The following is a 25,257-nucleotide window of genomic DNA, read 5'->3' on the forward strand; positions in this document are numbered from 1 at the left end:
GATGTTGTTACCGAGTGAGATTCGATTGCAGATGGTCCCGGCTGCCGCGCCACGTGACCTCGATGGGTATCGGTCCATCGGGCAGCCACGGCTGCGCCTCGACCGCGTCGGCGACCTTCCAGGTACCGGTCTCGACAACCCCGACGGCGGCGTCGATCAACTTGTAGTGCTGCACCTTGCTGCCCCAAGCCTGCGATTCGACCCAGACCACGATCAGCTCCCCCGGTTCGAATCGAGCCTGTCTCTGTACGGCGGCGATCATGCTCTCGTCATGCAGATGGCCGTCACCAAAGTTGAAGCCGATCAATGAGTTACACGCGAACTCGGCCTCGCGCACCACGCGGGACTCGATGTCCGGCACCGAACGCAGCAGCACCGAGAAGAGGCCACGGCCCTGGCTGTGCATGGACCGCCAGGCGACCGGCTGATTCATGGTCACCTCGGCCCACAGTGGCTCGTAGCCGAATCCGACGAACTGGTCGACGGTGTTGGACGTCGGCCGCACCACCCGGTTCAGCTTGGCCTCCGCGCCCGGGGTGAACGCCCACGTCGCCGAAGCCCAGTTGCCGGCGTACTGGCGCATGGACGGCAGGAAGGACACCTTGTCGGGCCGGAAATTGCCCAAGATGGGGAAGAAACACAGGCCGGCCACGATCGCGGCGGTCAACCACGGCGAGGACATGTCCGACACCGCGTAGCCGTGCCATGCCGGGAAGCCGAGGAACAGAAAGATCGATGCGTAGGCGAACAGCACGTTCCATTCCAGCGGCACGGCCAGTGGGAATGTCGAGACGATGAACAGGTGGAAGGCGACCATCAGAATCACTGCGGCGATGACGACGGTCCTGTCCGGGCACAGCAGCAGGGTCAGTGGCGCGAGGATTTCGACGGTGGTGCCCATGACATGCGCCATGAATTCGGCGGTCTTCGACGGCCGCAGGTCGTGCGGGAAGTTGCGATACTGCGCGTGTTTGAGCCACGTGAACGGGATCAGTGGGCTGTTGCACACCATGGGTGGAATGACGTTTGCGAAATGCCGGCCGAACTTGGAGATTCCGGCACCGACCCACACCACCACGATCAGCAGCTTCAGCGCGATGATCATGTCGGTGAACGGCAACACCGTGAAGAAGAACATCGCCGGCAGGTACTGCTCGCCACGAGCGCCCAGGAAGATCGTCTTGTCACGCAACCCGATCAGGACCAACAGCACCATCGGGGCGATCATCATCTTTGGATCGACCACGCCGGATATGTTGTGCGGCAAAGCTTTCAACAGCGATTCGCTGGAAATACCCGGCGTGAACAACGGGATGGCGACCGATACGATCAGTGCGAGGTAGATCAGCACGTCAGCGAAGGTGCGCTGATCCCCCGCGGTGAACGGCATCCATGCGTAGGGCCGCAGACGGATGGTGCCCGGCCGGGCCCAGAACAGGATGCCACCGGTCATCGGCTTGACCTTGCCGGCCAGCGGCCCCCAGGAACCGGCCACTCCGATGGTCTCCAGCAGCACCGTCCACAGGACGGCCTTCTGGTAGACGATCGGCTGGTCCCACCATTGCGACACATGCCAGAACGCCGGCAGCCCGGACGTCAGTGTGGCCACCACAATGCCGCCCAGCGCATAGAAGAACGCCAGCTTGGTCAGGTAAATGGCGTGCACCAGGTAGGGCGAGCCGAATCCGTGGTCCACCCAGTTGACAGCAAGAATGCGCAGCCGCTCCATCAGCGGTTTGCGCAGGAACTCCTCGGGATCGACAGCGGGTAGGTCGGGTTGGGTGAATCCCATCTCGTCGCTCCTTGTTCGGGATGGTCGCGCGCACATCGCGATGCCCTTTTGTGATGAACACCAGAAAGGTATTTCGACAGTGATGGGCTCCACATCGTGTCCGCGCGCCGAAATCACGCAGCGGTTTTGGAGTCCGAAAACAAAAACTCGCGATACAGCCGCGCAACTGCGCACTACCGTTGTCGACCATGAACAGTCGCGATGAGGACAACATCGCCGGCGTCGGCGCAAACGTCGCGCTCATCATCGATCGGCTCAGTGAGCAGGCGGACGCTGTCGTGGACTTGATCACCGATCGGCTCGTCTCCGAGATCGCAGAGCTCTCGGGCGACTTGCAGCCGCTTGAGTTGCTGCGCGCAAGTACCGCCGGCAACGTCGAAACCGTCCTGGACGCGTTGCGCTACAACATCAGCATCGAACGAGTTGAGCCACCAACCGCAGCACTCGAATACGCCCGCCGTCTCGCCCAGAACGGCACCCCGGTTGCGGCATTGGTCCGTGCGTACCGGCTTGGACACCGGGCCATGCTGTCAGCGGTTTACACCGAAGTCAGGCGCGCCGATTTCAATGCCGACGACGCACTGGCCACCTACGAAGAGATAAACGGCGTCACGTTCCGGTACATCGACTGGATCTCCCAACAAGTCATTGCTACGTACGAGACCGAACGCGAGCAATGGCTGAACAACCGCAACAGCATTCGGGCCATCAGGGTGCGTGAGCTTCTGGCCAGTGACGACGACACCGATATCGACACCGCGACGACCGCCATCCGGTACCCGCTACGGCAGCAGCATCTGGCACTGGTGCTCTGGTCCGACGGCAAAGTCGCTGCCGGCGGTGACCTGATACGACTCGAACGATTCGTCAACGATCTTGCCGAGGTGCTCGAAGTCCGCGTCGGTCCGCTGTTCGTACCGGCGGACCGGGCCAGCGGATGGGCCTGGTTTGCACTGCACGACAACGTCGTTGATGGTGCGGTACAGCGGATCAAACGCTTCGTCGAGCAGGCCGACGACGCGCCGGCGGTGGCCATTGGCACACCTCAATCAGGCTTGGCCGGTTTCCGGCGATCGCACCAGCACGCGCAGCTCGCCTACCGTGTCGCACAGCTCGGCAGGCAAGCTCATTACATCATCGCCGCCGGCGACCCCGGCGTCGGAGCCACCGCATTGCTGACCGAGAACGTCGGGCAAACCCGTCGATGGATCACCGAAATCTTGGGCGCTCTGGCCTCCGACACCGCCAACGACGCCCGCCTCCGGGAGACGCTACGAGTGTTCCTCGCCGCAGGATCGAGTTACAAGGCTGCGGCGGAACTTCTCAACTTGCACCATAATTCGGTCAAATACCGCGTACAACGAGCCGTCGAACGGCGCGGCCGACCCATCTCTGACGACCGGCTGGACGTCGAGCTTGCACTGCTGGCGCGGCATATGCTCGGACACCCGCCGACTGCCTGATCGGCCCACTGCCGGTCAGTACGACCGCGCTACGGAATGACCTCCACCGCAGGCGGTTTCCAACTGCCGTCGAGGATGGCCTCTTTGCCCCAGTACGCTCGGATGTACAGCGAAAAGTGCCCGTCGGGCGCCGGCAGCCAGTTCGATTCCTTGTCCGGCCCAGGCGATTTCGACCCCGCGTAGATGGTCAATGAGCCGTCCGGTCCCCGCACCAGGTTCTTGTTCTTGGTACCCAGCGAGTACCGATTCAGCTGGTTTGCGTGGAACAGGTGCTTGTCGTTGTACAGCGTGAGCGATGTGAAGCCGTTGACCGGCGGCTCCTGCCCGGCCGGGAACGTCACCTTGTAATTGCGCACACCCACCAGAGCGACACCACTGGCGTCGTTGTCCGTGTAGAAATACTGGGTTTCGGTGGGCCGGTTGTCGAACATGTTCGACCTCGCGGTACCGGTGCGGTTGAAATAGTCGACACCCCACTGGGCATTGTTGGTCGAGCGGTTCCAGCCGTTGCCGGCCGGGCGGCCGTTGTGCACCCACTCGAAAAACGGTGCGATGACGTCGCGCTCACTCGCCACGGCCGTGTCGACCAGCACCTGGTGAATGGCCGGATCCTGTTTGGCCGCATCGAGCAGAGACCGGAACTGGGCGTACAGCGCTTCCTCACCAGGCAACGGCGCGATGGTGTCGAGCGCCTGCGGAAGCTGATCGAAAAACTTTTCCGGCACAACCCATTTGGTCTCACCGGCAGCTGGATCAGCGGGCGGGGCCGGAATGGTCGGCAGCTTGGCCCATTCGACGTTCTTCATCTTGCCGTCGAATTCGCTGAGCGGATAGATGTTGATCTGGTTGATCACCGACTGGATGGCCACCCGATCCTCGGGCGTGTCGTCCATGAAGACACGGGGCAGCGCAATGGCCAGCGGCGTCGACGACCGGATGACCGCCTCGACACCGCCTGGCTTGTCACCCTTCCAGTTCGGCCCCGCCAGCAGATAGAAACCCGGCTTGGTCCCGTACGGCTTGCCCAGCTCGCCGAACTGGTCGGTGCGGGCATCACTGAGCGCGTACACCCAGAACCGGTCACCGAAATCGGGTACCTGGACGATCACCGGCTGCTCGTCCAGCGACATGTATGACAGTCCGTACACCACGTCCTGATTCGGACAGGTGACGAAGGTTTCGCTGGGCTCGATGTAGTTCGACAACATGGCCAGCCGCCCTTGGGGGGCGATCGGCAGCACGCCGCCCAGCAGCCCCGGGTGCGGCGCCTTGGTGATGGTGTCGTTTCGGTTGATCATGTTGACCAGCGGCCAGCCCCACACATAGGCCATCTGAGCGACGGTCCTGGCATACCCGGGTGTCATGGCAACGCCCGACGCCGGTTGCGTCACCGGGGAGGCTTGGGCACCATTGGTGCCGGGGGCCGCGGCAGTCGACGACGCACCGGACGATGTCTCGCCGGCGCCACCCTTCTGTTCGGTGCCGGAGCAAGCCGCGGCAACGACGACCGCGCCCGCCGAAGCTGCGGCCAACCCCGCGGTACGCAGTGCCGATCGACGGGACAGTTCATTGATCATGGCGAAAAATACCTTTCTGCAAAATGATTCGACCGGCCGCTGACCGCTATGACACTTTGACGAAGTCTCCGGGCTTGTACTTGTGATCGAAGAACTCTTGTTTGGGGCCGTACCAACGGATCAGGCTGAACCAGCCTTTGCCGGATACCGTCTTGAGCCAGTTGGTGGCTCCATCGGGCGGATTGGGTCCGATATGGAAAGTGACCGATCCGTCGGGATTGAACTTCAGATTGTTCATCGAGTTGAGTGACGGGTACGACTGCCCTGGAACATCCACCCCGGAAGCGGTTTCGGCATCGTAGACAGTCACCGACCACAGGATATTCGCCGGCGGGTTGGCCGGCAGATCGATGGTGTAGGTGTTCTCGCCGCGAAGATACTCGCCCTTGCTGTCCTTGTATGCCGCCCCATATTTGGCCCCTGCTCCTACGATCGAGCTCATCATTCCGGTGCTGATCGAGTAGGCATTGATGAACATATGCGCCTTGGCGTTGACATCGGTATAGCCCGTCTTCCGGTCGCGGAACTGCTCGTCGAGCAATGTGTGCCAAAAGTCGTCGAGTTCCGTCTTGGCGTGCGCCACCCAATGCCGGTCGGACCACCACAGCGCATTGGTCTCCTGGTCGAAGTGCGCGGCAATGTTTTTCGCCATCTTCCACGCGGTGCGCGCACCGAGATCGAGCAGTTCGCGCTGCCGCGCGCTGGGTTCGAATTTGCCGCCCTTGGCGATTCCCAGGGCGGCAAGAGTGCCATGCATATACGGATCGACGGAATCCAGCCGCTCACTCTGGATCAGCTCGTTGAGCATGTCGAAGTAACTGGCATCGTGCGCGAAAAGCGCGTTGGCCGGGAGATCGGAAACGTGCTGGAACTTCATCGGCTCGGCGGCGCCCTTCAGCGGTCGGACAACCAATCCTTCAACCGCTTTGACGCCGGGTGTCAGGTCGTCGACAGACTGGAAGAAGCCGCGCTGAAAAATGAACACCCCGTTGGTCGAGCACTCATAGAGGTAGTAGTCCTTCGGGTCGACTCCGAGGTCTTCGATCGTCTGACCGGTCGGAACCACCAAGTACTTACCACCGTTGCCCCGATCCGGGCCGGGGATACCGATATCGCCCAGATACTGCACACCGTTGATGTTCGGTCCGGTCAGCGGTCGGTGCCAGAAGTCGTCCATCAGGCCCTGGATCTTCGGGGGCGCCTCCAGCACCAATGGCCCGGTTTGACTCAGATCCGCAAAACCCATGCAGTAGATGACATCCGAGTTCGGTGTGGTGATGACGGTGTTGGGCTTGAGCCGCTTCTCGTACACAGACATCACGTTGTAGCCGGTACCGGCGACCGCCCCGAGGCCCTTCTTCATGGCGTACATGTTCACGGCCGGCAGCGCCCACAGGTAGGCCTGCACCGCCCGCTGGAAGTACAGCTCGTCGCTGAGGAGGCTGGCGGCCTGCTCCGTGGGGTACCCACCCTGGAATTCAGCATCGGCCAGCGCCCTGAAACGGCCGGGCGAGTTCGCCTCAGGAGGTGGGGCCTCCTCCTTTGTTCCGCACGCCGCCACTCCGATTGCGGCAGTGACGGTCGCCGCGGTCACGCCGGTCGCCTGAAGAAGCTGCCTACGGTTCAAGTCGCTCACGGTGCGGCAATCCCATCTTCGCATCACAGTCTCGGCTGCAGACATTTCCACTTGATTCACAAACTACCGCCACTGCCGCGGCTCCGGGACGGTCCAGCGGAATCGAATTGGATTGCTGCCCTTGAGGCTTTGCCTCTCACCCATTTTGGGTGAGAGGCGTTGATGGCCATTCGACCGGCGTGAATGGACGCGCGGATGGATCCGTTTGCGCGTTTCCACGGCTTGGACACGGTCGCCGCCTACGATCGAATTGGGATGTCGGCTAAGGGGATCGGTTGATGATTCGGACGTTGGCGACGCTGTCGGTCGCGATGGTATTGCTCGCCAGCTGCAGCGGCACGGCCACCGACAACGCCAGCAAACCGACAGAGGATAGCGCCGACGAGCGACCGACAGCTGTCCCGGTCACCGCTATCGACCCCACCCTGCGGGACGTCGCCGCATCCATCGACACCGTCACCTACGTCTCACGTTCGGGAGTCAACGATGGCGGCACCCATGTGAGCGCGGTCGTGTTGGTCCCGAAAAGCACACCGCCGGTTGGCGGCTTCCCCATCGCCGCGCTGGGACACCCGGTCACCGGAATCAATCCTGATTGCGCACCATCGCAGTCTCCGACGTTGCTCGGCCTGGCTCCGACCGTCGCCACATTGCTGCGAGCCGGTTACGTGGTGGCCGTTCCGGACTATCAAGGCCTCGGCAAGCCGGCCGTCACCGACGACGACTACAACCACTACTACCCGTACCTGGATTCAACCACCGCCGGCTACAACATGATCGATGCAGTCCGGGCCACGCACACCATCGTGCCGCAGTCGTCGACATCATGGGTCGCACTAGGGGCGCGCGAAGGCGGACAAGCCGCGTGGGCCGCGAACGAGCTGGCCGATGGCTACGGATGGGGCATGAAACTCGTTGGTGTGGTCAGCATTTCACCGATGGCGGACGTCATGGGGTTGGCCGACGCCGCGCAGGCGGGCACCCTCAGCGACGGCCAGAAGGTGGTGTTCGCCCGGTATCTGGCGGCAATGCATCGTGAGTATCAGTACGACGTAGAACTGGATGACTTCAGGCGTGGCACCGCCCAACAGCAATGGGATGCTTTGATGGGTTGCCGATCCGACAAACTGGAAGTCATCGCATCGACGATCGCGCCCGCGGACCTCAAACCGTCCGGACCCGACGCACTGTCCACCTTGCGCGGGTACCTCCGGAAGACGAACCTGCCGCAGGGGCCCGCCCTGGCGCCCATGCTGGTCAGCTACCACACCGCTGATCAGGTACCCCCGTTCGAGTGGACCAATCGCGCACTGGCAGCGGCGTGCAAGATGGCAGACACCATCACCATCCAGCAGCGTCCCGACCCACAAACCGACATCACCACCGCACTGGCGTGGATCAATGCCAGATTCAAATCTGTTCCCGCCACCAACGATTGCGCGGGGCGCAAATGACGAACCTGTCACTGACCAGCGGCTTGATCCCTACGGCGTTGCAGGTACTCGCCATCGCGGCGATCGCCGGCGCGGTCGGACGGCACCGGTCCACAACATGGCTCCGGCACTGGGTACCCGCAGCGGTGCTGACCGGAACCGGGCTCGCGGCCGCAATGCGGCTGTTCGTCAACGACCAAGGCTGGTCCGCCGATGCCGTCTCGTTCGGCACGGTGTTCTGGGATTTCATGGTCGGCTTCGCCACGGCGATTCTGGTTTTCGGCTGGCGAGGCGGCTCATGGTGGCAACGAGTCGTGTCCGTACTGGCCATCCCGCTTGCGGTGCTATGCGCGTTCGCGGCCCTCAACACTGCAACCGGCTACCTGCCCACCGTGAAGGCGGCGTGGCACCGCCTCACGCAGGCGCAGCCCGACCAGTGGATCGACCAAGATCAACTCGCCGCGATGATCGCGCGCGGTGAACAGCCCATCCGCGGCACCGTAGTAGCAGTGACCATCCCCGGTGACGAATCAGGATTCGCGCATCGCACGGAACTGGTCTACCTGCCACCTGCATGGTTCAGAAGCAGCCCACCCCCGAAATTGCCCGCGGTCATGATGATCGGGGCCGAGTTCAGCCATCCCAATGACTGGCTGGAATCCGGCGATGCGCTCAAGACTCTCGACAGGTTTGCCGCCGTGCATTACGGCAACACCCCGATCGTCGTGTTTCCCGACACCACAGGCAAATTCGACAATGACACCGAGTGCGTCAACGGTCCCCGCGGCAACGCTGCCGACCACCTCACCAAAGATGTGGTGCCGTACCTGGTCTCACACTTCAACGTCAGCCCGAAAGCGGCCAACTGGGGGCTGGTCGGTTGGTCATCGGGGGGCACCTGCGCGCTGACCACCGCGGTACGCAACCCGGACAAGTTCAGCGCCTTCGTTGCCCTCGATGGTCAATTGGGACCCAATGCGGGGACCAAACCGCAGACCATCGGTCGGCTGTTCGGCGGTGATGCAAGCGCCTGGGCCGCTTTCGATCCCCGATCGGTGGTGCTTGCGCACGGCCGGTACGACAAGATGGCAGCCTGGATGGGCGTATCGGGCCATGTCCCGACTGTCCATCGCCCCGGCACAGACACCCCATCGGATCCTGCTGCGGACTGGGATGCGTACAAGGATGACCACGAAGCCAACGCCGACAAGTTGTGTGGGCTGCTGAGCGGGCACAACATCGAGTGCGCGGTGGTCGGGTATGGCGGACAGCACGACTTCCAGTCCGCGGGAGCGGGTTTCGCGGCCGCACTGCCATGGCTGGCGTACCAGCTCGGGACACCCGACGTCCGAGCCAGAGCGCTGCCGGGCGGCTGAGATGGGCGCCCCGCCGCAGATGAGTCTCGTCATCGCCCTCGCGCTCATGGCCGCGTACCTGTTCGCGCTTGCGGCACACCTGCAGCGGAGGGGCTCGCAAGAGGTCATGGCCGGCGCCGCCAAGACGTCGGTGCAGGAATCCGCCGGCGCCAAGCACCTGCTGCGAGGCCTGCCCGGGAACCGAACCTGGCAATGGGGCGTCCTGGCCAACTTCGGCGCGTTCGCGTTCCACGCCGCGGCACTTGCCGTCGGCACCGTCGCGACAGTTCAACCGCTGATCGCGACGCAGCTGCTGTTCGTGCTCGCGCTGGCCTCACTGCAGCGCCACCGCTGGCCCGCCGTCCGTGATGGCCTGTCCGCCGTCGCGGTATGCGGCGGGATCACGTTGCTGCTGTCCACCGAAGGCCGGATGGGTTTAACCGGGCGCCCCGACCGCCGCGCATAATCCTCACCTTGGTCTGCGTGCTGTGCGCGACCGCGGTGCTGGTGGCGGTGAGCCGCCGCTCCCCCAGTTGGCTCGCCAGCATGCTGCTGGGCACCGGCACCGGGTTGTTCCAGGCGATGAGCGCGGGATTCATGAAGCTGGCGCTGCGCGACTACGCGCACGGCGGCCTGGCCGACATGTTGACCGACTGGCCGCTCTGTGCGGTCCCTGTCTCTGTACTCGGCGGTGTGGTGTTGGGCCAGCTGGCTTTTGCTTCGGGCACCCTGCCTCCGGCCGTGGCCGCCATGAGCGTCACCAATCCCGTTGCCAGCCTGGCCTTTGCCTTGTTCGCGTTCGAGGTGTTCCCGCGGGAACCGGTCCTGCTGGCCCAGATCGCCGCGTCGGCCGTCATCATCACGGTCGGCATCATCGGGCTGGCGACCGGGGGCAGCACGCGGGAATACCTGACCGAGTAGTCGTTTCAGGACGCCGGAAGCGCCTCGTGGACTCGGTAGAGTCGCCAAACCGGTTGGTCTTTACCATCATTGGGCACTTCCAGCTCCAAGGTGGCAACGCTGCCGCCAGTTTCGTAGAGCGTCGGATAGCGCAGATTGAGCGCGTCCGCGGTACCGCGGCCCTTGTTCGGCACCGCCAGCATGTACCGGATCCTGTTCGCGGTCGGATCGTTGAGAATCGCGACGAAATCGGGGTCCGACGGCACCACGAACATTCGTGGGTGCCGCGACGCGACGATGATCGAAAAGGCGTATACCGGGTCCGCCAGGATCGACCCGTCGGGCAGTTGCATCCGGTCGAGATACGCGGCGATCTCCCGCTCTGTCGAGAACGCCGCGGCCAACCTGCGTTGGTCCAGGTTTCGTTGCCCCGTCGCGTCCGGCGACGCGAACAGTGCGCCCAGCCCGTACTCCTGCGGCGCGTACTTCTGTGACGACATGCCGAAGCCCGCGACAGGCGCGCACACCGCGAGGATCAGGACGGGTGCCACGTACGCCCAGCGCCGCGGCCGCTGCGGCGGGTCAGATTCAGGCACTGCGTAATTGCCGCGCCGGGTGGGCTCCCGCAGCGGTCCGTTGGGCACACAGAAGAAGGTGATCGCCGCCGCGAACGGGATCGCGATGATGTAGTACCGCAGGAAAGGGAACGTCGCGCCCTTCGAAAAGGTATAGACCTGGAAGGCCAGTACGGCGCCGAAGATCGCCAGCGGAGCGACCAGCATGGGCCACCCGGGCCGGCGCCAGCGGGCCACCACCGCCCAGATGACCAACGGCGCCAGTGCCACCGCGAGCAGGGAGAAGGACGCCATCGAATAGACGGTCCCTTCCCACATCGACGATTTGGGCGCGCCACCCTCCTGCGCCAGGATCGCGCTGTTGCCGTACTGCGAACTGAATTGCGCGAATGCCAGTCCCGTGATGAGCCAGCTGGCCACCGCCCAACCGATGAACGACAGGAACCCCGGCCCACTCACCAAGACCATGTCCATCAAGGCTCGCTTGAACCGCGGCGACTTCGCCGCTCGCGCGAAAGTGGTGACGGCAACCAGGAACCCGGCAGCCGCGATCACCGCCGCCGCGTCGTAGCGCGTCAGATAGGCCAGGCCCATCGCGACGCCCCCGGCCACGACGAGGTGATGCACGTCGTCGTCGACCATCCACATGATCAGCCGCCGGGCGGACCACACGATGAAGAAGATGAACGGCGCCTCACTCATGCCGTTGGAACCGTAGAAGATGATCATCGGGTTCAGCGCGAACAACGCAGCGATGGACAGCGTGAAGCTGCGCGGCACACCGCGATCCATTCCGATGCCGAGAATCTGGTACCCGGCGCCGGCCATGAAGGCAGCCGACATCAGGGACCCGGTGAACGCCCGGGCCACGGCGTCCGGCCACAGCGGAGCAAGGGCGACGAGCGGAATCTGGACCGCCGCCGTCAGCGGAGTGAAGATGAATCCGATTGCGGCCACGTGCGGAGACCGGCTGAACAGCACACTCTGTGCGGCTGCCACGCGGGCCAGCGCATCACCGATGATGAAGCCGTGCCGTACCTGCAGCCAGTACCCGGCCGACGCATAGCAGACGAAGGCGACCGCGAACGCGAGCCACCGCACCCGACTGTCGGTCAGTGCAGCGAGCCGCCTCATGTCGTGTCATCCGCGCCAGGTTGATCCGCCAGTCCGTGGAATGTCTTCTCCCAGTACGACGGTTTGCGGATCAGCTGGTAGGTGCCCTTCGCCGCGGCGACGCTCATCATCAACCAGAAGAGCGGCACGCTCAGCGCTGGCCACAGCAGGTCGGCGCGGTCGTCCTCGCGCAGCGCGATGAGACTCATGTAGATGGTTGCGATGTTGCCGATGGACAGTGCAGCGAGCGACGGAAAGTAGATGTACCAGGGGAACACGGCCTCGATGGCGGACGGCTGCCCGAGGAACCACAGCACCGTGATGAGCCAGAACAACAGATTCATCACGGCGATGATCGGCGTCCCGAACAACACCACGTTGAACCGCACGAAATTCCGGAAACCCAAGGTGCGCAACAACTGCCACGGACGTCGCATCTGGACCAGCCACGTCTGCAGGTACCCCTTCAACCAGCGGGAGCGCTGGCGCACCCAGTTGATCGGATCGCTGTTCGCTTCTTCGAGCGTCACCGAGTCCACGATGGCGGTCTGATATCCCGACGCGGCGATCCGCAGGCCGAGGTCGGCATCCTCGGTGACGTTGTGCGGGTCCCAGGCGCCGATCTTGTCCAGCACCGGGTGCAGCAGATGATTCGAGGTGCCGCCCAACGGAATCGGGGAATTGCTGCGCATCAGGCCGGGCAACAGGTAGCCGAACCACAGGCCGTACTCGGCGGTGAACCAACCGGTCAGCACGTTCTGGTGACCGTTGTAGTAAGCCAGCTTGGCCTGGACACATGCGGTGTTGTCGGGCAGCTGACGGAACGCCGCCACCACCCTGCGGAGCTGCAGGGGCTCTGGCACGTCCTCGGCGTCGTAGATGGTGACGATCTCGCCGGTGGCGAACTGCAGCCCGTAGTTGCAGGCCTTGGGTTTGGTGCGCGGCTCGGCCGGCGGCACCAGCAGGATGCTCACGTAATCGATGTCCGCGCAATCTTTTGCGGCCGCGATGGTGACATCGTCGTCCGCCTCCAGCAGCAACAGCACCTGCAACTTTTCCCTCGGGTATTCAAGGGCGGCCATCGAACCCACCAGGTTGGCCACGACTTCCGGCTCGTTGTACGCGGGTACCAGAATTGTGTAGTCCGGCAGGTCCGCATCGGAGATGGCGCGCGCCGCGTCATCGGAGATGACGATCGCTCGCGCCGCCAGGCCGGTCCGGAAGGTCAAGATGCGGTCTACCATCGACACCACGTAAGCCAGCGTGCACAATCCTACGAAGGTAACCGCGGTGATCTTGGGCCACAGCGCCGCGCACACCACGGTCGCCGCGAGCAGACCCCACAACGCGGCGCGTTGCCAGCCGAGCACCGGCACCGACGCCGAACGGAGCGGGTCGTCCTCGCGCAGACCGTCGACGGCGCGGTGCAGCGCCCGCTGCTTCTGGGCCTCGGTCGCCGACTCCACCGACAGCAACCGATCGCGGTGTTCGTACTCGACTCTCATGCGCGCGCCTCGAGTTGGGCCGCAACGACTTTGCGGCCGACCTCGGCCAGCATGTCGGCGTCCTTGAATTGTGCGGCCTGGTTGGAGACCGCGGCGTTACCCCGGAACAGCACCACCAGCAGTGAGTTGAGCACGCTGGGCACCGAGTGCCCGGGCTCGGGGATGGGCGCCCCGTCTTCGTGAAAATCAACCGAGAACATCAGGATCCGCTGTGCCGCCGATCGGTGGTGCCAGGTCCACACCATGACGTTCCAGGTGACCAGCAACTGGTCATCGGTCGCCGAAAACAATTGGGCGACGACGCCGGCACCGAGATCGACCGCCCGCGGCGGGCTGACCCGTGATCGGGGCAACGGATACAACGTGATGCTCGGATACACCTCGAAGGCGAAAGGATTGCGTGTCGAGATGGAGTCGATCACGACGAGGCGCGGCTGAGACCACTTGTCCCACTTCGGGTTACCTACATCCGCTCGGATCTGTTGACGGATGAAGGCCGCATCCGCCCCGTAGAGGCGGGCCACCCTCGGGTATTGGGCCTCCTGCTCCTCATGCCAGCCGGGCGGCACCCGCAGCGGCTTCCAGAATCCGGTGCCGGACGCCGCGACGTCGTTCGGAAGGGACATCCGCGGCAGCGGCACCAGGGCCAGGAGTACTGCCACCACCGCGACCATCGGCACGGCCGACCACACCTGTTTGGTTGCCAGCGGGACCAAGTCCCGCGCAGGTGGCCGCCGAATCGAACCGCGCCGACACCGCACGGCCACCGTCACCACGACCGCAGTCAGCGACGGGATCACCTGGTAGGCGAACAACGACGCCTCCGGTGTGGCCGCCACCATCACCGCAACCACAGCCAGCCCCACGCCGAACGCCATTGCCGCGCCGGTGAGTGCGCGACTGCGGGTGCTGCCCACCCATATCCCCGCCGCCCACGCCGGCACCACGAGGGTCGCCAGCGCTGCGGCCGCCCGGTTACTGCCGAGGGCTACGACCAGCACGTGATAGGGCAACGGGAAGAGCAGCAGGAGGATGATCCACACCGGCGCGTACCGGATCACCGGGCGTAGACCGAACAACACGATGGTGCACCCGAGGACGAACCACCCCATCGCCACCAGATCGAGCCGCAACAAGCTGAAATAGACCGGGTAGCGCGCCAGCAGCACCCCGTGCAGCAGCAGTGCGACACCCAGCACCATCGCGCCCACGATGATGTCGGTCTCCCGGTCGTGGATCGGTAATTCGCGGCGCTCGCGGCTCGCGATCCCGATGGTCGCCAGCAGACCGGCCACCAGCACCATCCAGATATAGCCGTTGAGCGTGTCACCGACGGTGGCCTGCACCAGGATCGCCAGGCTGCGATGGAAGGCAACGACGGTCAGGAGCGCGATGTAACTCCAGCGCAGCGCCAACCGTCCGGTGGTGCCGCGAAACCACGCCGGGGCCGGCCCCGGCGGATCGATGACCGGTGACATCGCCTCTGGCACGTCAGCGGGCCGCCTTCCGCCGGCGCAGTACCGTCAGCGCCGCCGCCCCGACGAGCACGACGACCACTCCCCCGCCCAGCCACGGCACCCAGGCGGGTAGCCCGCCGCGCTCATCCGCCGGCAGTCCGGTGTCCGTCTTGACCACCACTGGTGGGTGGCCCGGCATGGCCACGACTGCAGTACCGTCGAGATCGCGCCAGCGCCGAACATCGCTGCCGAGCCAGCCGAGCAACGAATCCAATTGAGCCGTACTGCCGTTCGACGTGGCGACCAGCAGAACGCGACCGCCGCTGTACAACGTCTGCAGCGAACCGAACGGTTGCGCAGGCTCCAGCGTCAAGGTGGCGGCGCCGCCCTTGCCGTCACTGCCGGCAATGGTCAACGGACCGGTAGCGCCGGCAGCGACCGGCAAGGTGATGTCCTTGCGGTCCCAGCCGTCGGCGGAGATCAGTACGGCGGGCAACCGTGCGCCTGACGCACGGTCGAACGGCACCACCTCGGAGTCCAGGGGACGTTGGCTCACATGCTGCAGCCCCGTCATGATGCCGACCGCGCGTGTCGTGTCGGCAAATGCGTTGGGCCCCTTCATCCCGATGAGCACCTTCGGCATCAGAGCTTGCGGCAATGCCTGAAACCCGAGCGGAGACGGCGGGTCGGCCAACTGGCTCTGCACCTCGGTGGCGCCGTCAATGGTCAGGGTGATCGGCTGGAATTCACCACAGCGCCCGGTATTTCCGGCAGCTTCGACGGCGACGTCGAGGTTGGTGAACCGGGTCACCAACCGGTCCGGCACGTCGACCCAGCGGTCGATCGCGCCGGACGAATCAGTGGGCCACCGCGTCAACGTGTCGTCGCCCACCTTCACCGTGACCTGCCCACCAACCGTCGACGGCAACGGCGTGTAGGAACCCTCCAAGTGCACCCGCAGTCCACGCGCGATCCGGCCGAGACGAGTCTGATCCAGCGGGATGGTGACCCTGGGGTTGATCAGTGCCGTCGCGTTCACACCCGGCTGCCCCAGCTCCCGGATTGTGGTGAGGTTCGTCGGCAGTTGGGCGACCGTGGCCAGCGGTCCGGCAACAGCTTTCGAGGCCAGCGCCAATCGCGAGAGGTTGCTGCTGAGTAGTCGCACTTGATCGGCGATCGCTCCGGCGGGCCCGGTGATCAGCAGGGACGGCATGCCTGCCACGGGCTGCAGCGCCACCGACGGAGCCTGGCTCTCCCGGATGACCACCTGCCGCTCGAAGGCCGCTGCGGGCGGCGGCGGAACAGTGGCACCATCGAGCGCCGCGACCACGACGGCGACATTTTGCGAACCGTAGTGCGCCACAACGGAAGTCGCGAGCTTGATGGCGGCATCTGACTCAGTCGGCGACGGTGTACCCGGAAGAAAGATGGTCAGCCGGTGCAAGATCGGCGGTAGGAACTCCGCCACGGTGGCAGGAACGGATTCGACACCGCTGAACGACACCGCGACCGTGCTGAGCCGCAAAGGATTTGCCGGGTCGTAGACGCAATTGTCGAGAACCGGGATGAGGTTGACGCGCAACCGAACGGTCAGTGAGTTGTCGACGATCTGCGCACCGGCGAGGGGAATCGTGACGCTGCCTCGGTCCGGCGGCAAGTCGGTGCGAGATATGGTCCGGTCGTCCTGGATCACGGTGACCGCACCACGCTGGATGTAGGGCGGCACGTCCACCGCCGCCGTCAGCGCCATCGGCGCCAACCCCACGGGAACCGGGATCGACAGCGTGGTCTCGGCTTGCAGGCCGTAGAAGCCCAGCGACGAACCCAAGCCGAGCGACTCCAGGCTCAAACTTCCCGAGCCCGTGGCGCCGACAGGCGCCACGTCCGGAGCAGCCTGGACAGCTCCTACCCCACCGAAACCCAGAGCCAATACCGACATGCCGCTTACGAGAGCCCCCGACAAACGAATCCGCAACGAATTCATGACTGGAGAGTATTCGTTGGGCGCAGCCGAATACGGACGATCCGGTGTAATCGCCACGCAAACCGAAATCGCCGAGAACAACTCGATGACCTCACCCGAATCGGGTGAGAGATCAATTTCCTTCGCGGTCAGACGCAATACGGCCTATTTTTGGCAGCTGACGAACAGTTTCGCGACTGTCCGAAAAATAACTGGACTGCGCTTCCATCTCAGGGCAGCATCACCCGGCCGACCATGTCGCCAGGCGACGAACCTCCCGCCCGCCCCACGGGCTCAACCGTCAAGCCCAGCGCCGTGGCCCGCCCGATATCCGAAACCATCACCGTGCGTGCATCTGTGATCGCCGCCCCGGAGGGAACCGCGACACCGTCCTTCATCAACCACACCTGGTAGGCCATTCCTGGCGGGGGCGGGGCAGCCCCGTCGAACACCACCATCCCGTCACCACGTTCCCGCGAATAGACGACCGTCGCCGTCCCACCGGCGCGCAGGCCCGTGGACACGCTGCGCACGTCGGGCGCGGTCATCACCTGTTCGGCGACCGGCGGCGCGGGTGGTGGGCGCAACATCCAGCCCGCCACGAACGCGCCGCCCCCGACAACAACCACGGCTGCCGCCGCCAGAACGACTTTACGCCAACGGGTTTCGCGAAGCGGAGTACGGCTGACAGCCAGGCTCCGATCGCGAACCACGGCGCGTGGCGCGACAGCCGTCGTCGCGGACAGTTCCGCCAGCGTCTCCCGGACCTCCGTCACCTGCGCCCGGAACGCCGCGGCGACAGGTCCCGGAGCCCGGGCCAGCTGCTGTTCGATATCGGCACGCTCGGCATCGGAAACGGCGTCCATGGCGTAGGGCACCACCATGTCCAACAGCTCGAAATCCGACGGTTCGCTCATAACCCACCCAGACAATCACGGAGTTTGCGCAGCCCGTCCCGCATCCGCGTTTTCACGGTGCCGAGGCTCGCGGCCAGCCGCTCGGACACCTGCGCGTAGGTCAGACCGTCGTAGTACGCCAACTCGATCGCCTGACGCTGCGTGTCGGTGAGCGCATCGAGGCAACCCACCACCCGGCGGTGTTCGTCACGCAGCACGGCCGTGTCGGCCACAACATCCACCGCCGGATCGATATGCATTGCCCCATAAACACTTTCGCGGCGACTGCTCGCAACCTCCGCGCGCACCCGGTCGACGGCCCGCCGGTGCGCCAGTGTCATCACCCAGGCCAGTGCCGACCCCTCGGCGGGATCGAACCCGGCGGCAGAGCGCCACACCTGCGCGTACACCTCCTGCGTCGTCTCCTCGCTGTAGCCGGGGTCCCGCAGGACCCGCAGTACCAATCCGAAGACGCGGGCACAGGTCACGTCGTAGAACGACGCGAACGCGTCGGCGTCCCCGTCGGCAACGCGGCGCAACAGGGCGCCGAGATCCGGAGTTCGCTCAGACGACGGGGCCATCGTCGAGCAGCCTAACCGCATCGGTCAGTGCTTCGCCTGGGCCAGCAGCTCCCGGATCATGCCTTCGGTCACGTCGTAGTCGCCTTCGCCGAACTTGAGGTGCCGGACGACGCCGGTGGCATCGATCAGATAGCTCGCCGGCCAGTACTGATTTTGGTAGTTGTGCCAGCTGTCATACGAGTTGTCCAGCGCGACGGGGTATTTGATGTGCAGGTCGGCCGCGCCCTTGATCACACCGGATCGCTCATGCTCGAACTGGTACTCCGGCGTGTGCACGCCGATCACGGTGAAGCCCTGCTCCTTGTACCGGTCATACCAACCGGTGACGTGCTCGATCGCGCGTTGGCAGTTGATGCAGGTGTAGGTCCAGAAGTCGACGAGAACCACCTTGCCGCGCAACGCTTTCAAATCGAGCGGTGCGTCACCGGGCGTGTTGAACCAGCTGTCGATGCCGACGATGTCCGGTGCGGTGCCGCAGTCCTGCAGGACGCTCGCGCCCTCAGCGCAACTCGACAAGCCGACACCGGCCGGCGCGATGCGCGCCTGCAACGTCGCGGTGTAGTCGGGGATCTTCCTTTGCACCGCGGCGGGCAGGTTCAGCGCCAGCGCCACCGCGGCCACCAGCGTGACCACCCCGGCGGCAATCCGAACCTGCCGCTGCCGCTGCTGAAAAGCCTTGACCCGCTCGGCAACTCGCTGCCCGCCCACGGCGAAAAGCAGCAGCGGCAGCGCGGTGCCGACCGCGAACGCCGCGGTCAATGCGACGGTGTCCAGCCCGACATGGCCGGTCGCCCCGGCCACCACGATCGCGGCGAGCACGGGTCCGGCGCACGGCGCGTAGAGCACACCCAACGCCAGCCCGAGTCCGAAACCCTTTCGGCTACCGACGATGTCCCGTTGCGGCAGGCGCGCGAACGGCGCTTCCAGCAGCCGCTCGACGCGCGGGAAGATCAAGCCGACGCCGACGGCCGTGAGCGCCAACAGGCCGACCCACCGGATGAGGTCTGCCGGCAGGTGCAACTGCTGCAGCACGACGGCCCCGAGCAGCGTCACCACGCTGAAGCTCAGGACCAGTCCGGCGATCACCCGGTAGGGCTCGCGGCTGGTGCCGGAGAACAGAACCACGGGCAGGACCGGCAGGATGCACGGTGAGATGCCCGTGATCAGTCCGCCGAGAAATCCGATGAGGACGAGTGTGTACATGCCCCATATTCGGAGCCGGTGTCGATCCGGATTGGATTGCGACGTAGGAATTTCCCGCCGAACGCAGAACTGCCCCTCTTCCGAAGAAGAGGGGCAGTTCTAGGTAAGTAGAAGGAGCCTTCGCTACTTCGCTTTTTCCAACACCTCGACCAGACGCCAGCGCTTGGTGGCCGACAGCGGGCGGGTCTCCATCAGCGAGACGCGGTCGCCGATACCGGCATCGCCGTTCTCGTCGTGCGCCTTGACCTTCGTGGTGGTCCGGATGATCTTCCCGTAGAGCGGGTGGCTCTTGCGGGATTCCAGCTCGACCACGATGGTCTTTTCCATCTTGTCGGACACCACGTAACCGATGGCGGTCTTGCGACTGCCGCGCTCGGTCTCGGTGGCCGGCGTGTGCTTGGGGCCTTTAGTTTCTGCCATGACTAATCCTTACCAACCGGCCCGGACGCCAGGCCCAACTCGCGTTCACGCAGGATCGTGTAGACCCGCGCGATCTCCTGCCGCACGGTGCGCAGCCGGCGGTTGTTCGACAGCTGACCGGTGGCCATCTGGAAACGAAGGTTGAACAGCTCTTCCTTCGACTCACGCAGACGGGTGGTCAGCTCTTCCTCGGTCAGCTCGCGGAGCTCACCGGGCGAGGTTCCAACTGACATCAGAACTGCTCCTCTCGGGTGACGATCCGAGCCTTGATGGGCAGCTTGTGGATGGCGCGGGTGAGCGCCTCACGAGCGATCTTCTCGTCGGGGTAGCTGAGCTCGAAGAGCACGCGACCCGGCTTGACGTTGGCGACCCACCACTCCGGCGAACCCTTACCGGAACCCATGCGGGTTTCGGCAGGCTTCTTGGTCAGCGGGCGGTCCGGGAAGATGTTGATCCAGACCTTGCCGCCACGCTTGATGTGCCGGTTGATGGCGATACGAGCGGACTCGATCTGCCGGTTGGTGATGTAGGCGTGGCCGAGGGCCTGGATGCCATAGTCACCGAAGCTCACCGAGGTGCCGCCGCTGGCGATGCCACGCTGCTCCGGGTGGTGCTGCTTGCGGTGCTTGACCTTGCGGGGAATCAGCATGATTAGCTCTCCGTTGCTTCCGAAGGCGCGTCGGCAGCGGGAGCCTCAACAGCGACGTCCACAGCGCGGCCGGCCTCGGTGCTCGTCGCGGTGGTACCCGACGAACCGCTGCGACGCGGACGGGTACCGGACGGACGATCCCGACGGGGACGGTCGGCGGCGGGAGCGGCAGCGGCGAGCTCACGCTTGCCACCGACGATGTCGCCCTTGTAGATCCACACCTTCACGCCGATACGGCCGAATGTGGTCTTGGCCTCGTACAGGCCGTAATCGATGTCGGCGCGCAGCGTGTGAAGCGGCACGCGACCTTCGCGGTAGAACTCCGAACGGCTCATCTCAGCACCGCCGAGGCGGCCCGAGCACTGCACCCGGATGCCCTTGACGTTGGGCTGGCGCATGGCCGACTGGATGGCCTTGCGCATGGCGCGACGGAACGCGACACGGTTGCTCAGCTGCTCGGCAACGCCCTGCGCCACCAACTGGGCGACGCCCTCGGGGCTCTTGACCTCGAGGATGTTCAGCTGAACCTGCTTGCCGGTCAGCTTCTCCAGGTCGGTGCGGATGCGGTCGGCCTCGGTGCCACGGCGACCGATGACGATGCCCGGACGTGCGGTGTGGATGTCCACCCGGACGCGGTCACGCGTGCGCTCGATCTGCACGTCGGCGATGCCGGCGCGCTCCAGGCCGGTGGCCAGCAGCTTACGGATGGCGACGTCTTCCTTGACGTAGTCCGCGTACTGCTTGTCGGCGTACCAACGGGACTTCCATTCGGTGGTGATACCGAGGCGGAAGCCGTGCGGGTTGATTTTCTGGCCCACTACTCCGAGCCTCCCTTCGTCTCGGTCTTCGCAGAGGCAGCCTTGCTACCCTGCGCACGACGGGCGCGAGAAGCACCGGCAGACGTGGCTGCCTTGGCACCCTTGTCCTTCGCCGGACGGCTCTCGACGACCACGGTGATGTGGCTGGTGCGCTTGCGGATTCGGTACGCACGCCCCTGGGCGCGCGGCCGGATGCGCTTGGCAGTCGGGCCCTCGTCGGCGAAGACCGTGGCGACCACGAGGGTCGTCGGGTCCAGGCCCTCGTTGTTCTGCGCGTTGGCGGCAGCGCTGGCGATCACCTTGGCGACCGGCTCGCTGGCAGCCTGCGGTGCCCACCGCAGGATGTCGAGCGCCTCTTCGACGCTCTTGCCGCGGACCAGGTCGATGACCCGGCGGGCCTTGCTCGCCGACACACGCACGAAGCGCGCTTTGGCGCTCGCGGACGGGTATTCAGTAACGGTAGTCATTAGCGGCGCTTGCTCTTCCGGTCGTCCTTGATGTGACCCTTGAAGGTCCGCGTCGGGGCGAACTCGCCGAGCTTGTGCCCAACCATCGCTTCGCTGACGAACACCGGCACGTGCTTGCGACCGTCGTGGACGGCGAAGGTGTGACCGATGAAGTCGGGGATGATGGTCGACCGACGGGACCAGGTCTTGATGACCTGCTTGGTGTTCTTCTCGTTCTGGACGTCGACCTTCTTCAACAGATGGTCGTCGACGAACGGACCCTTTTTGAGGCTACGAGGCATCGTCTATTCCTTTCCGGCCTAGCGCTTGTTCTTGCCGGTGCGCCGGCGGCGGACGATGAGCTTGTCGCTCGGCTTGTTCGGCTTACGGGTGCGGCCCTCGGGCTTGCCCCACGGGCTGACCGGGTGGCGACCACCGGAGGTCTTACCCTCACCACCACCGTGCGGGTGGTCAACCGGGTTCATCACGACACCACGGACGGTCGGGCGCTTGCCCTTCCACCGCATACGGCCGGCCTTACCCCAGTTGATGTTCGCCTGCTCGGCGTTGCCGACCTCGCCGACGGTGGCGCGGCAGCGCACGTCGACGCGACGGATTTCACCGGACGGCATACGCAGCGTGGCGTAGGCGCCTTCCTTACCGAGCAGCTGGATGCTGACACCGGCCGAGCGGGCCAGCTTGGCGCCGCCGCCCGGACGCAGCTCCACAGCGTGGATGACGGTACCGGCGGGGATGTTGCGCATCGGCAGGTTGTTACCCGGCTTGATGTCGGCGTTCGGCCCCTGCTCGATGACGTCGCCCTGCTTCAGATCCTTGGGGGCGAGGATGTAGCGCTTCTCGCCGTCCACGAAATGCAGCAGCGCGATGTTCGCGGTGCGGTTGGGGTCGTACTCGATGTGCGCGACCTTGGCGTTGATGCCGTCCTTGTCATGGCGACGGAAGTCGATGACGCGGTAGGCACGCTTGTGACCGCCACCCTTGTGACGAGTCGTGATGCGACCGTGCGCGTTACGACCACCAGTGCTGTGCAGCGGGCGGATCAGCGACTTCTCCGGAGTCGAACGAGTGATCTCGGCGAAGTCGGAGACGCTCGAACCGCGACGACCCGGGGTCGTCGGCTTGTACTTGCGAATTCCCATTATCAGTTAATCCCTTAACTCCCGGCCGATCAGGCCGGAGCTCCGAACAGTTCGATCGGCTTGCTGCCGGCGGACAGGGTCACGATCGCGCGCTTGGTGCTCTTGCGCTGGCCGTAACCGGTGCGGGTGCGCTTGCGCTTGCCCTTCCGGTTCGCGGTGTTCACCGAGTCGACCTTCACGTCGAAGATCTTCTCGATAGCGATCTTGATCTGCGTCTTGTTGGACTCCGGCGCCACGATGAACGTGTACGTGTTGTCCTCGATGAGTCCATAGGACTTCTCCGAGATGACCGGGGCCAGGATGATGTCGCGAGGATCAGTCACGGTTGCCATCAGGCCGACACCTCCTCTTTCGTGTTGGCCTCGATGTACGCGTTGAGGGCCTCGACGCTGAACACCAGGTCATCGGCGTGCAGCACGTCGTAGGTGTTCAGCTGATCCGGCGAAATCACGTGCACGCCAGGCAGATTGCGGACGCTCTTGGCGCCGACCACATCGCTGCGGCCGATCACGACGAGCACCTTCTTGTTTTCGGTCAGCGACGACAGGAACGACTTGGCGCTCTTGGTCGACGGGTTCTGACCGGCCACCAGTTCGGTGATCGCGTGGATGCGCTCGTTGCGGGCCCGGTCCGACAGCGCGCTGCGCAGGGCAGCGGCGATCATCTTCTTCGGGGTCCGCTGGCTGTAGTCACGCGGCTGCGGGCCGTGGACGACACCACCACCGGTGAACTGCGGGGCGCGGGTCGAACCCTGGCGGGCGCGGCCGGTGCCCTTCTGGCGGTACGGCTTCTTGCCACCACCGGACACCATGGCCCGGGTCTTGGTGGCGTGGGTGCCCTGGCGAGCGGCGGCCAGCTGGGCCGTCACCACCTGGTGCATCAGCGCGATGTTGGGCTCGACGTCGAACAGCGCGGCGGGCAGCTCGACAGAGCCGTCCTTCTTGCCGTCCGGGGTCTTGACGTCAATCTTGAGAGTCATTACTTCTCGCCTCGCTTAACTGCGGTGCGGACAACCACCAGTCCACCGTTGCGGCCCGGGATGGCGCCCTTGATGAGCAACACACCGTTCTCGGCATCGACCTTGTGAACCTTCAGGTTCTGGGTGGTGACGCGGTCACTACCCATACGGCCGGACATGCGGGTGCCCTTGAAGACACGGCCCGGGGTGGCACAGCCACCGATCGAGCCGGGACGACGGTGCACAGCCTGAGCGCCGTGCGCGGCGCCCTGGCCCTTGAAGCCGTGACGCTTCATCGTGCCGGCGAAGCCCTTGCCCTTGCTGGTGCCGGTCACGTCGACGTACGCGCCGTCGGCGAAGATCTCGGCGGTCAGCTCCTGGCCGACCTCGTACTCAGCAGCGGCGGACTCGTCCTCGAGACGAAGCTCGGCCAGGTGCCGGCGCGGGTTGACGCCTGCCGCGGCGAACTGACCGGTGACCGGCTTGTTCACCTTGCGCGGGCTGATCTCGCCGTAGGCGAGCTGAACGGCGCTGTAGCCGTCACGCTCGGTGGTGCGGATGCGGGTCACCACGTTGGGGCCGGCCTTCACGACCGTGACCGGGACGACTTTGTTGTTCTCGTCGAACACCTGCGTCATGCCCAGCTTGGTGCCCAAAATGCCTTTGCGTGCCATTTTTCTGGGTCTCCTACTGGATGTTGACGTCGACGCTCGCCGGCAGATCGATGCGCATCAAGGCGTCAACGGTCTTCGGCGTCGGGTCGAGGATGTCGATAAGGCGCTTGTGGGTACGCATTTCGAAATGCTCCCGCGAGTCCTTGTACTTATGGGGAGACCGGATAACGCAGTACACGTTCTTCTCGGTCGGCAGCGGCACCGGGCCGACCACGCTTGCTCCCGTACGGGTGACCGTCTCAACGATCTTGCGCGCAGAGGCGTCAATCGCCTCGTGGTCGTAGGCCTTGAGCCTGATGCGGATCTTCTGTCCCGCCACGCTTCTCCTACCTAACTGTCACGGGCCCGTGCTCGGGCCTGGTCTTCAATACGCACGCCCCGGGATACCCGTATGACGCGCGCTGGCTATGCCGCCGCTCTTTACGTTTCTGTGGTTCACCGACCCCCGCGCTCGGGCGTGTCGCCTTTGCGCACAGTCGTCCGCGCTGGAAATTCCATCTCGGGCGATGCTGGGACCGGATGCGCCCGTGATGGGCGCCGGTCGTATGCCCGCAGCGGGCGAACCCGGCGCAAGGCAACCCGAACAGTATGCCCCAGATCCGGGCTCGCTCCAAATCCGCTGCGGAGCCGTTCGGCGCGCCCGGGTTCTGCCGCCGGTCCTGCGGCGATCTTGCATTGATTCT

General features: G+C 64.8%; 24 protein-coding genes and 2 pseudogenes. 5 read left to right on the forward strand and 21 right to left on the reverse strand.

The annotated features are described in order from the left end of the window. Window positions 1-7: 7 nt before the first annotated feature. Entirely contained in the window at window positions 8-1,792 is a 1,785-nt protein-coding gene (locus ACWW1C_RS23365; RefSeq protein ID WP_455980484.1) for a DUF3556 domain-containing protein, read from the reverse strand. Window positions 1,793-1,980: 188 nt separating this feature from the next. Here ACWW1C_RS23365 and ACWW1C_RS23370 point away from each other — a divergent pair, with 188 nt between their 5' ends. Continuing rightward, on the forward strand, window positions 1,981-3,255 hold the full coding sequence (locus ACWW1C_RS23370; RefSeq protein WP_455980485.1) for a PucR family transcriptional regulator: 1,275 nt from the start codon (window positions 1,981-1,983) through the stop codon (window positions 3,253-3,255). 29 nt (window positions 3,256-3,284) lie between these two features. On the opposite strand, the gene ACWW1C_RS23375 is transcribed toward ACWW1C_RS23370, so the two are convergent. Then, window positions 3,285-4,832: a DUF1254 domain-containing protein gene (locus tag ACWW1C_RS23375; RefSeq protein ID WP_455980486.1), complete on the reverse strand. Its 1,548-nt coding sequence runs from the start codon at window positions 4,830-4,832 to the stop codon at window positions 3,285-3,287. Between the two features lie 46 nt (window positions 4,833-4,878). Further along, window positions 4,879-6,468: a DUF1254 domain-containing protein gene (locus ACWW1C_RS23380; RefSeq protein WP_455980487.1), complete on the reverse strand. Its 1,590-nt coding sequence runs from the start codon at window positions 6,466-6,468 to the stop codon at window positions 4,879-4,881. A gap of 278 nt (window positions 6,469-6,746) precedes the next feature. On the opposite strand from ACWW1C_RS23380, the gene ACWW1C_RS23385 reads away from it, so the two are divergent. Genes ACWW1C_RS23385 through ACWW1C_RS23400 form a run of 4 tightly spaced genes read left to right on the forward strand, consistent with a single transcriptional unit; the run spans window position 6,747 to window position 10,177 of the window. Beyond that, on the forward strand, window positions 6,747-7,922 hold the full coding sequence (locus ACWW1C_RS23385; protein ID WP_455980488.1) for a lipase family protein: 1,176 nt from the start codon (window positions 6,747-6,749) through the stop codon (window positions 7,920-7,922). After that, the gene (locus tag ACWW1C_RS23390; protein ID WP_455980489.1) at window positions 7,919-9,277 is read left to right on the forward strand and encodes an alpha/beta hydrolase; all 1,359 of its coding nucleotides are present in this window, start codon (window positions 7,919-7,921) and stop codon (window positions 9,275-9,277) included. Before ACWW1C_RS23385 ends, ACWW1C_RS23390 begins: the two co-directional genes overlap by 4 nt. A gap of 1 nt (window position 9,278) precedes the next feature. Beyond that, entirely contained in the window at window positions 9,279-9,722 is a 444-nt protein-coding gene (locus ACWW1C_RS23395; protein ID WP_455980490.1) for a hypothetical protein, read from the forward strand. Between the two features lie 17 nt (window positions 9,723-9,739). After that, window positions 9,740-10,177 (forward strand): hypothetical protein, encoded by a 438-nt coding sequence (locus ACWW1C_RS23400; RefSeq protein WP_455980491.1) that lies wholly within the window; start codon window positions 9,740-9,742, stop codon window positions 10,175-10,177. A gap of 5 nt (window positions 10,178-10,182) precedes the next feature. Here the strand turns inward: ACWW1C_RS23400 and ACWW1C_RS23405 are convergent, their stop codons facing one another. The 18 genes and pseudogenes from ACWW1C_RS23405 to rpsJ all read right to left on the reverse strand — a co-directional run bounded on the left by ACWW1C_RS23405 (window position 10,183) and on the right by rpsJ (window position 24,893). Then, window positions 10,183-11,865, reverse strand: a complete 1,683-nt coding sequence (locus tag ACWW1C_RS23405) for an ABC transporter (RefSeq protein ID WP_455980492.1) — start codon at window positions 11,863-11,865, stop codon at window positions 10,183-10,185. Then, window positions 11,862-13,349, reverse strand: a complete 1,488-nt coding sequence (locus tag ACWW1C_RS23410; protein WP_455980493.1) for a glycosyltransferase — start codon at window positions 13,347-13,349, stop codon at window positions 11,862-11,864. Before ACWW1C_RS23410 ends, ACWW1C_RS23405 begins: the two co-directional genes overlap by 4 nt. After that, window positions 13,346-14,839 carry a hypothetical protein gene (locus ACWW1C_RS23415; protein WP_455980494.1) on the reverse strand — a complete coding sequence of 498 codons (1,494 nt, stop codon included), beginning with the start codon at window positions 14,837-14,839 and terminating at the stop codon, window positions 13,346-13,348. The genes ACWW1C_RS23410 and ACWW1C_RS23415 overlap by 4 nt, the downstream gene beginning before the upstream one ends. A 1-nt stretch (window position 14,840) precedes the next feature. Continuing rightward, the gene (locus tag ACWW1C_RS23420) at window positions 14,841-16,745 is read right to left on the reverse strand and encodes a hypothetical protein (protein ID WP_455980495.1); all 1,905 of its coding nucleotides are present in this window, start codon (window positions 16,743-16,745) and stop codon (window positions 14,841-14,843) included. Between the two features lie 254 nt (window positions 16,746-16,999). After that, window positions 17,000-17,686, reverse strand: a complete 687-nt coding sequence (locus ACWW1C_RS23425; RefSeq protein ID WP_455980496.1) for an anti-sigma factor — start codon at window positions 17,684-17,686, stop codon at window positions 17,000-17,002. Continuing rightward, window positions 17,683-18,246 (reverse strand): sigma-70 family RNA polymerase sigma factor, encoded by a 564-nt coding sequence (locus ACWW1C_RS23430; protein WP_455980497.1) that lies wholly within the window; start codon window positions 18,244-18,246, stop codon window positions 17,683-17,685. Before ACWW1C_RS23430 ends, ACWW1C_RS23425 begins: the two co-directional genes overlap by 4 nt. 30 nt (window positions 18,247-18,276) lie before the next feature. Continuing rightward, window positions 18,277-19,449 (reverse strand): annotated as a pseudogene (locus ACWW1C_RS23435) (cytochrome c biogenesis protein/redoxin); the annotation flags it as partial. 123 nt (window positions 19,450-19,572) lie between these two features. Beyond that, complete coding sequence (gene rpsQ, locus ACWW1C_RS23440; protein ID WP_020101408.1) at window positions 19,573-19,869, reverse strand: 30S ribosomal protein S17; 297 nt, start codon at window positions 19,867-19,869, stop codon at window positions 19,573-19,575. A gap of 2 nt (window positions 19,870-19,871) precedes the next feature. Continuing rightward, complete coding sequence (gene rpmC / locus ACWW1C_RS23445) at window positions 19,872-20,102, reverse strand: 50S ribosomal protein L29 (protein ID WP_455980498.1); 231 nt, start codon at window positions 20,100-20,102, stop codon at window positions 19,872-19,874. After that, entirely contained in the window at window positions 20,102-20,518 is a 417-nt protein-coding gene (gene rplP / locus ACWW1C_RS23450) for a 50S ribosomal protein L16 (RefSeq protein WP_020101406.1), read from the reverse strand. Before rplP ends, rpmC begins: the two co-directional genes overlap by 1 nt. A gap of 2 nt (window positions 20,519-20,520) precedes the next feature. Then, a complete protein-coding gene (gene rpsC / locus ACWW1C_RS23455) occupies window positions 20,521-21,336 on the reverse strand; it encodes a 30S ribosomal protein S3 (RefSeq protein WP_455980499.1) in 816 nt (271 codons plus the stop codon). Window positions 21,337-21,368: 32 nt separating this feature from the next. Next, window positions 21,369-21,803 (reverse strand): annotated as a pseudogene (rplV, locus tag ACWW1C_RS23460) (50S ribosomal protein L22); the annotation flags it as partial. Beyond that, on the reverse strand, window positions 21,803-22,084 hold the full coding sequence (gene rpsS / locus ACWW1C_RS23465) for a 30S ribosomal protein S19 (protein ID WP_043401734.1): 282 nt from the start codon (window positions 22,082-22,084) through the stop codon (window positions 21,803-21,805). The gene rpsS and the pseudogene rplV, both read right to left, overlap by 1 nt. Before the next feature lie 18 nt (window positions 22,085-22,102). Then, complete coding sequence (gene rplB, locus ACWW1C_RS23470) at window positions 22,103-22,942, reverse strand: 50S ribosomal protein L2 (RefSeq protein ID WP_455980500.1); 840 nt, start codon at window positions 22,940-22,942, stop codon at window positions 22,103-22,105. 29 nt (window positions 22,943-22,971) lie between these two features. Next, complete coding sequence (rplW, locus tag ACWW1C_RS23475; protein ID WP_029119743.1) at window positions 22,972-23,274, reverse strand: 50S ribosomal protein L23; 303 nt, start codon at window positions 23,272-23,274, stop codon at window positions 22,972-22,974. After that, window positions 23,274-23,921, reverse strand: coding sequence for a 50S ribosomal protein L4 (gene rplD, locus ACWW1C_RS23480; RefSeq protein ID WP_455980501.1), 648 nt, complete (start codon window positions 23,919-23,921; stop codon window positions 23,274-23,276). Before rplD ends, rplW begins: the two co-directional genes overlap by 1 nt. Further along, window positions 23,921-24,574, reverse strand: coding sequence for a 50S ribosomal protein L3 (rplC, locus tag ACWW1C_RS23485; RefSeq protein WP_455980502.1), 654 nt, complete (start codon window positions 24,572-24,574; stop codon window positions 23,921-23,923). The genes rplD and rplC overlap by 1 nt, the downstream gene beginning before the upstream one ends. Window positions 24,575-24,587: 13 nt before the next feature. Further along, the gene (gene rpsJ, locus ACWW1C_RS23490; protein WP_003883485.1) at window positions 24,588-24,893 is read right to left on the reverse strand and encodes a 30S ribosomal protein S10; all 306 of its coding nucleotides are present in this window, start codon (window positions 24,891-24,893) and stop codon (window positions 24,588-24,590) included. Window positions 24,894-25,257 lie beyond the last annotated feature (364 nt).

This window comes from Mycobacterium sp. HM-7 (assembly GCF_053852335.1).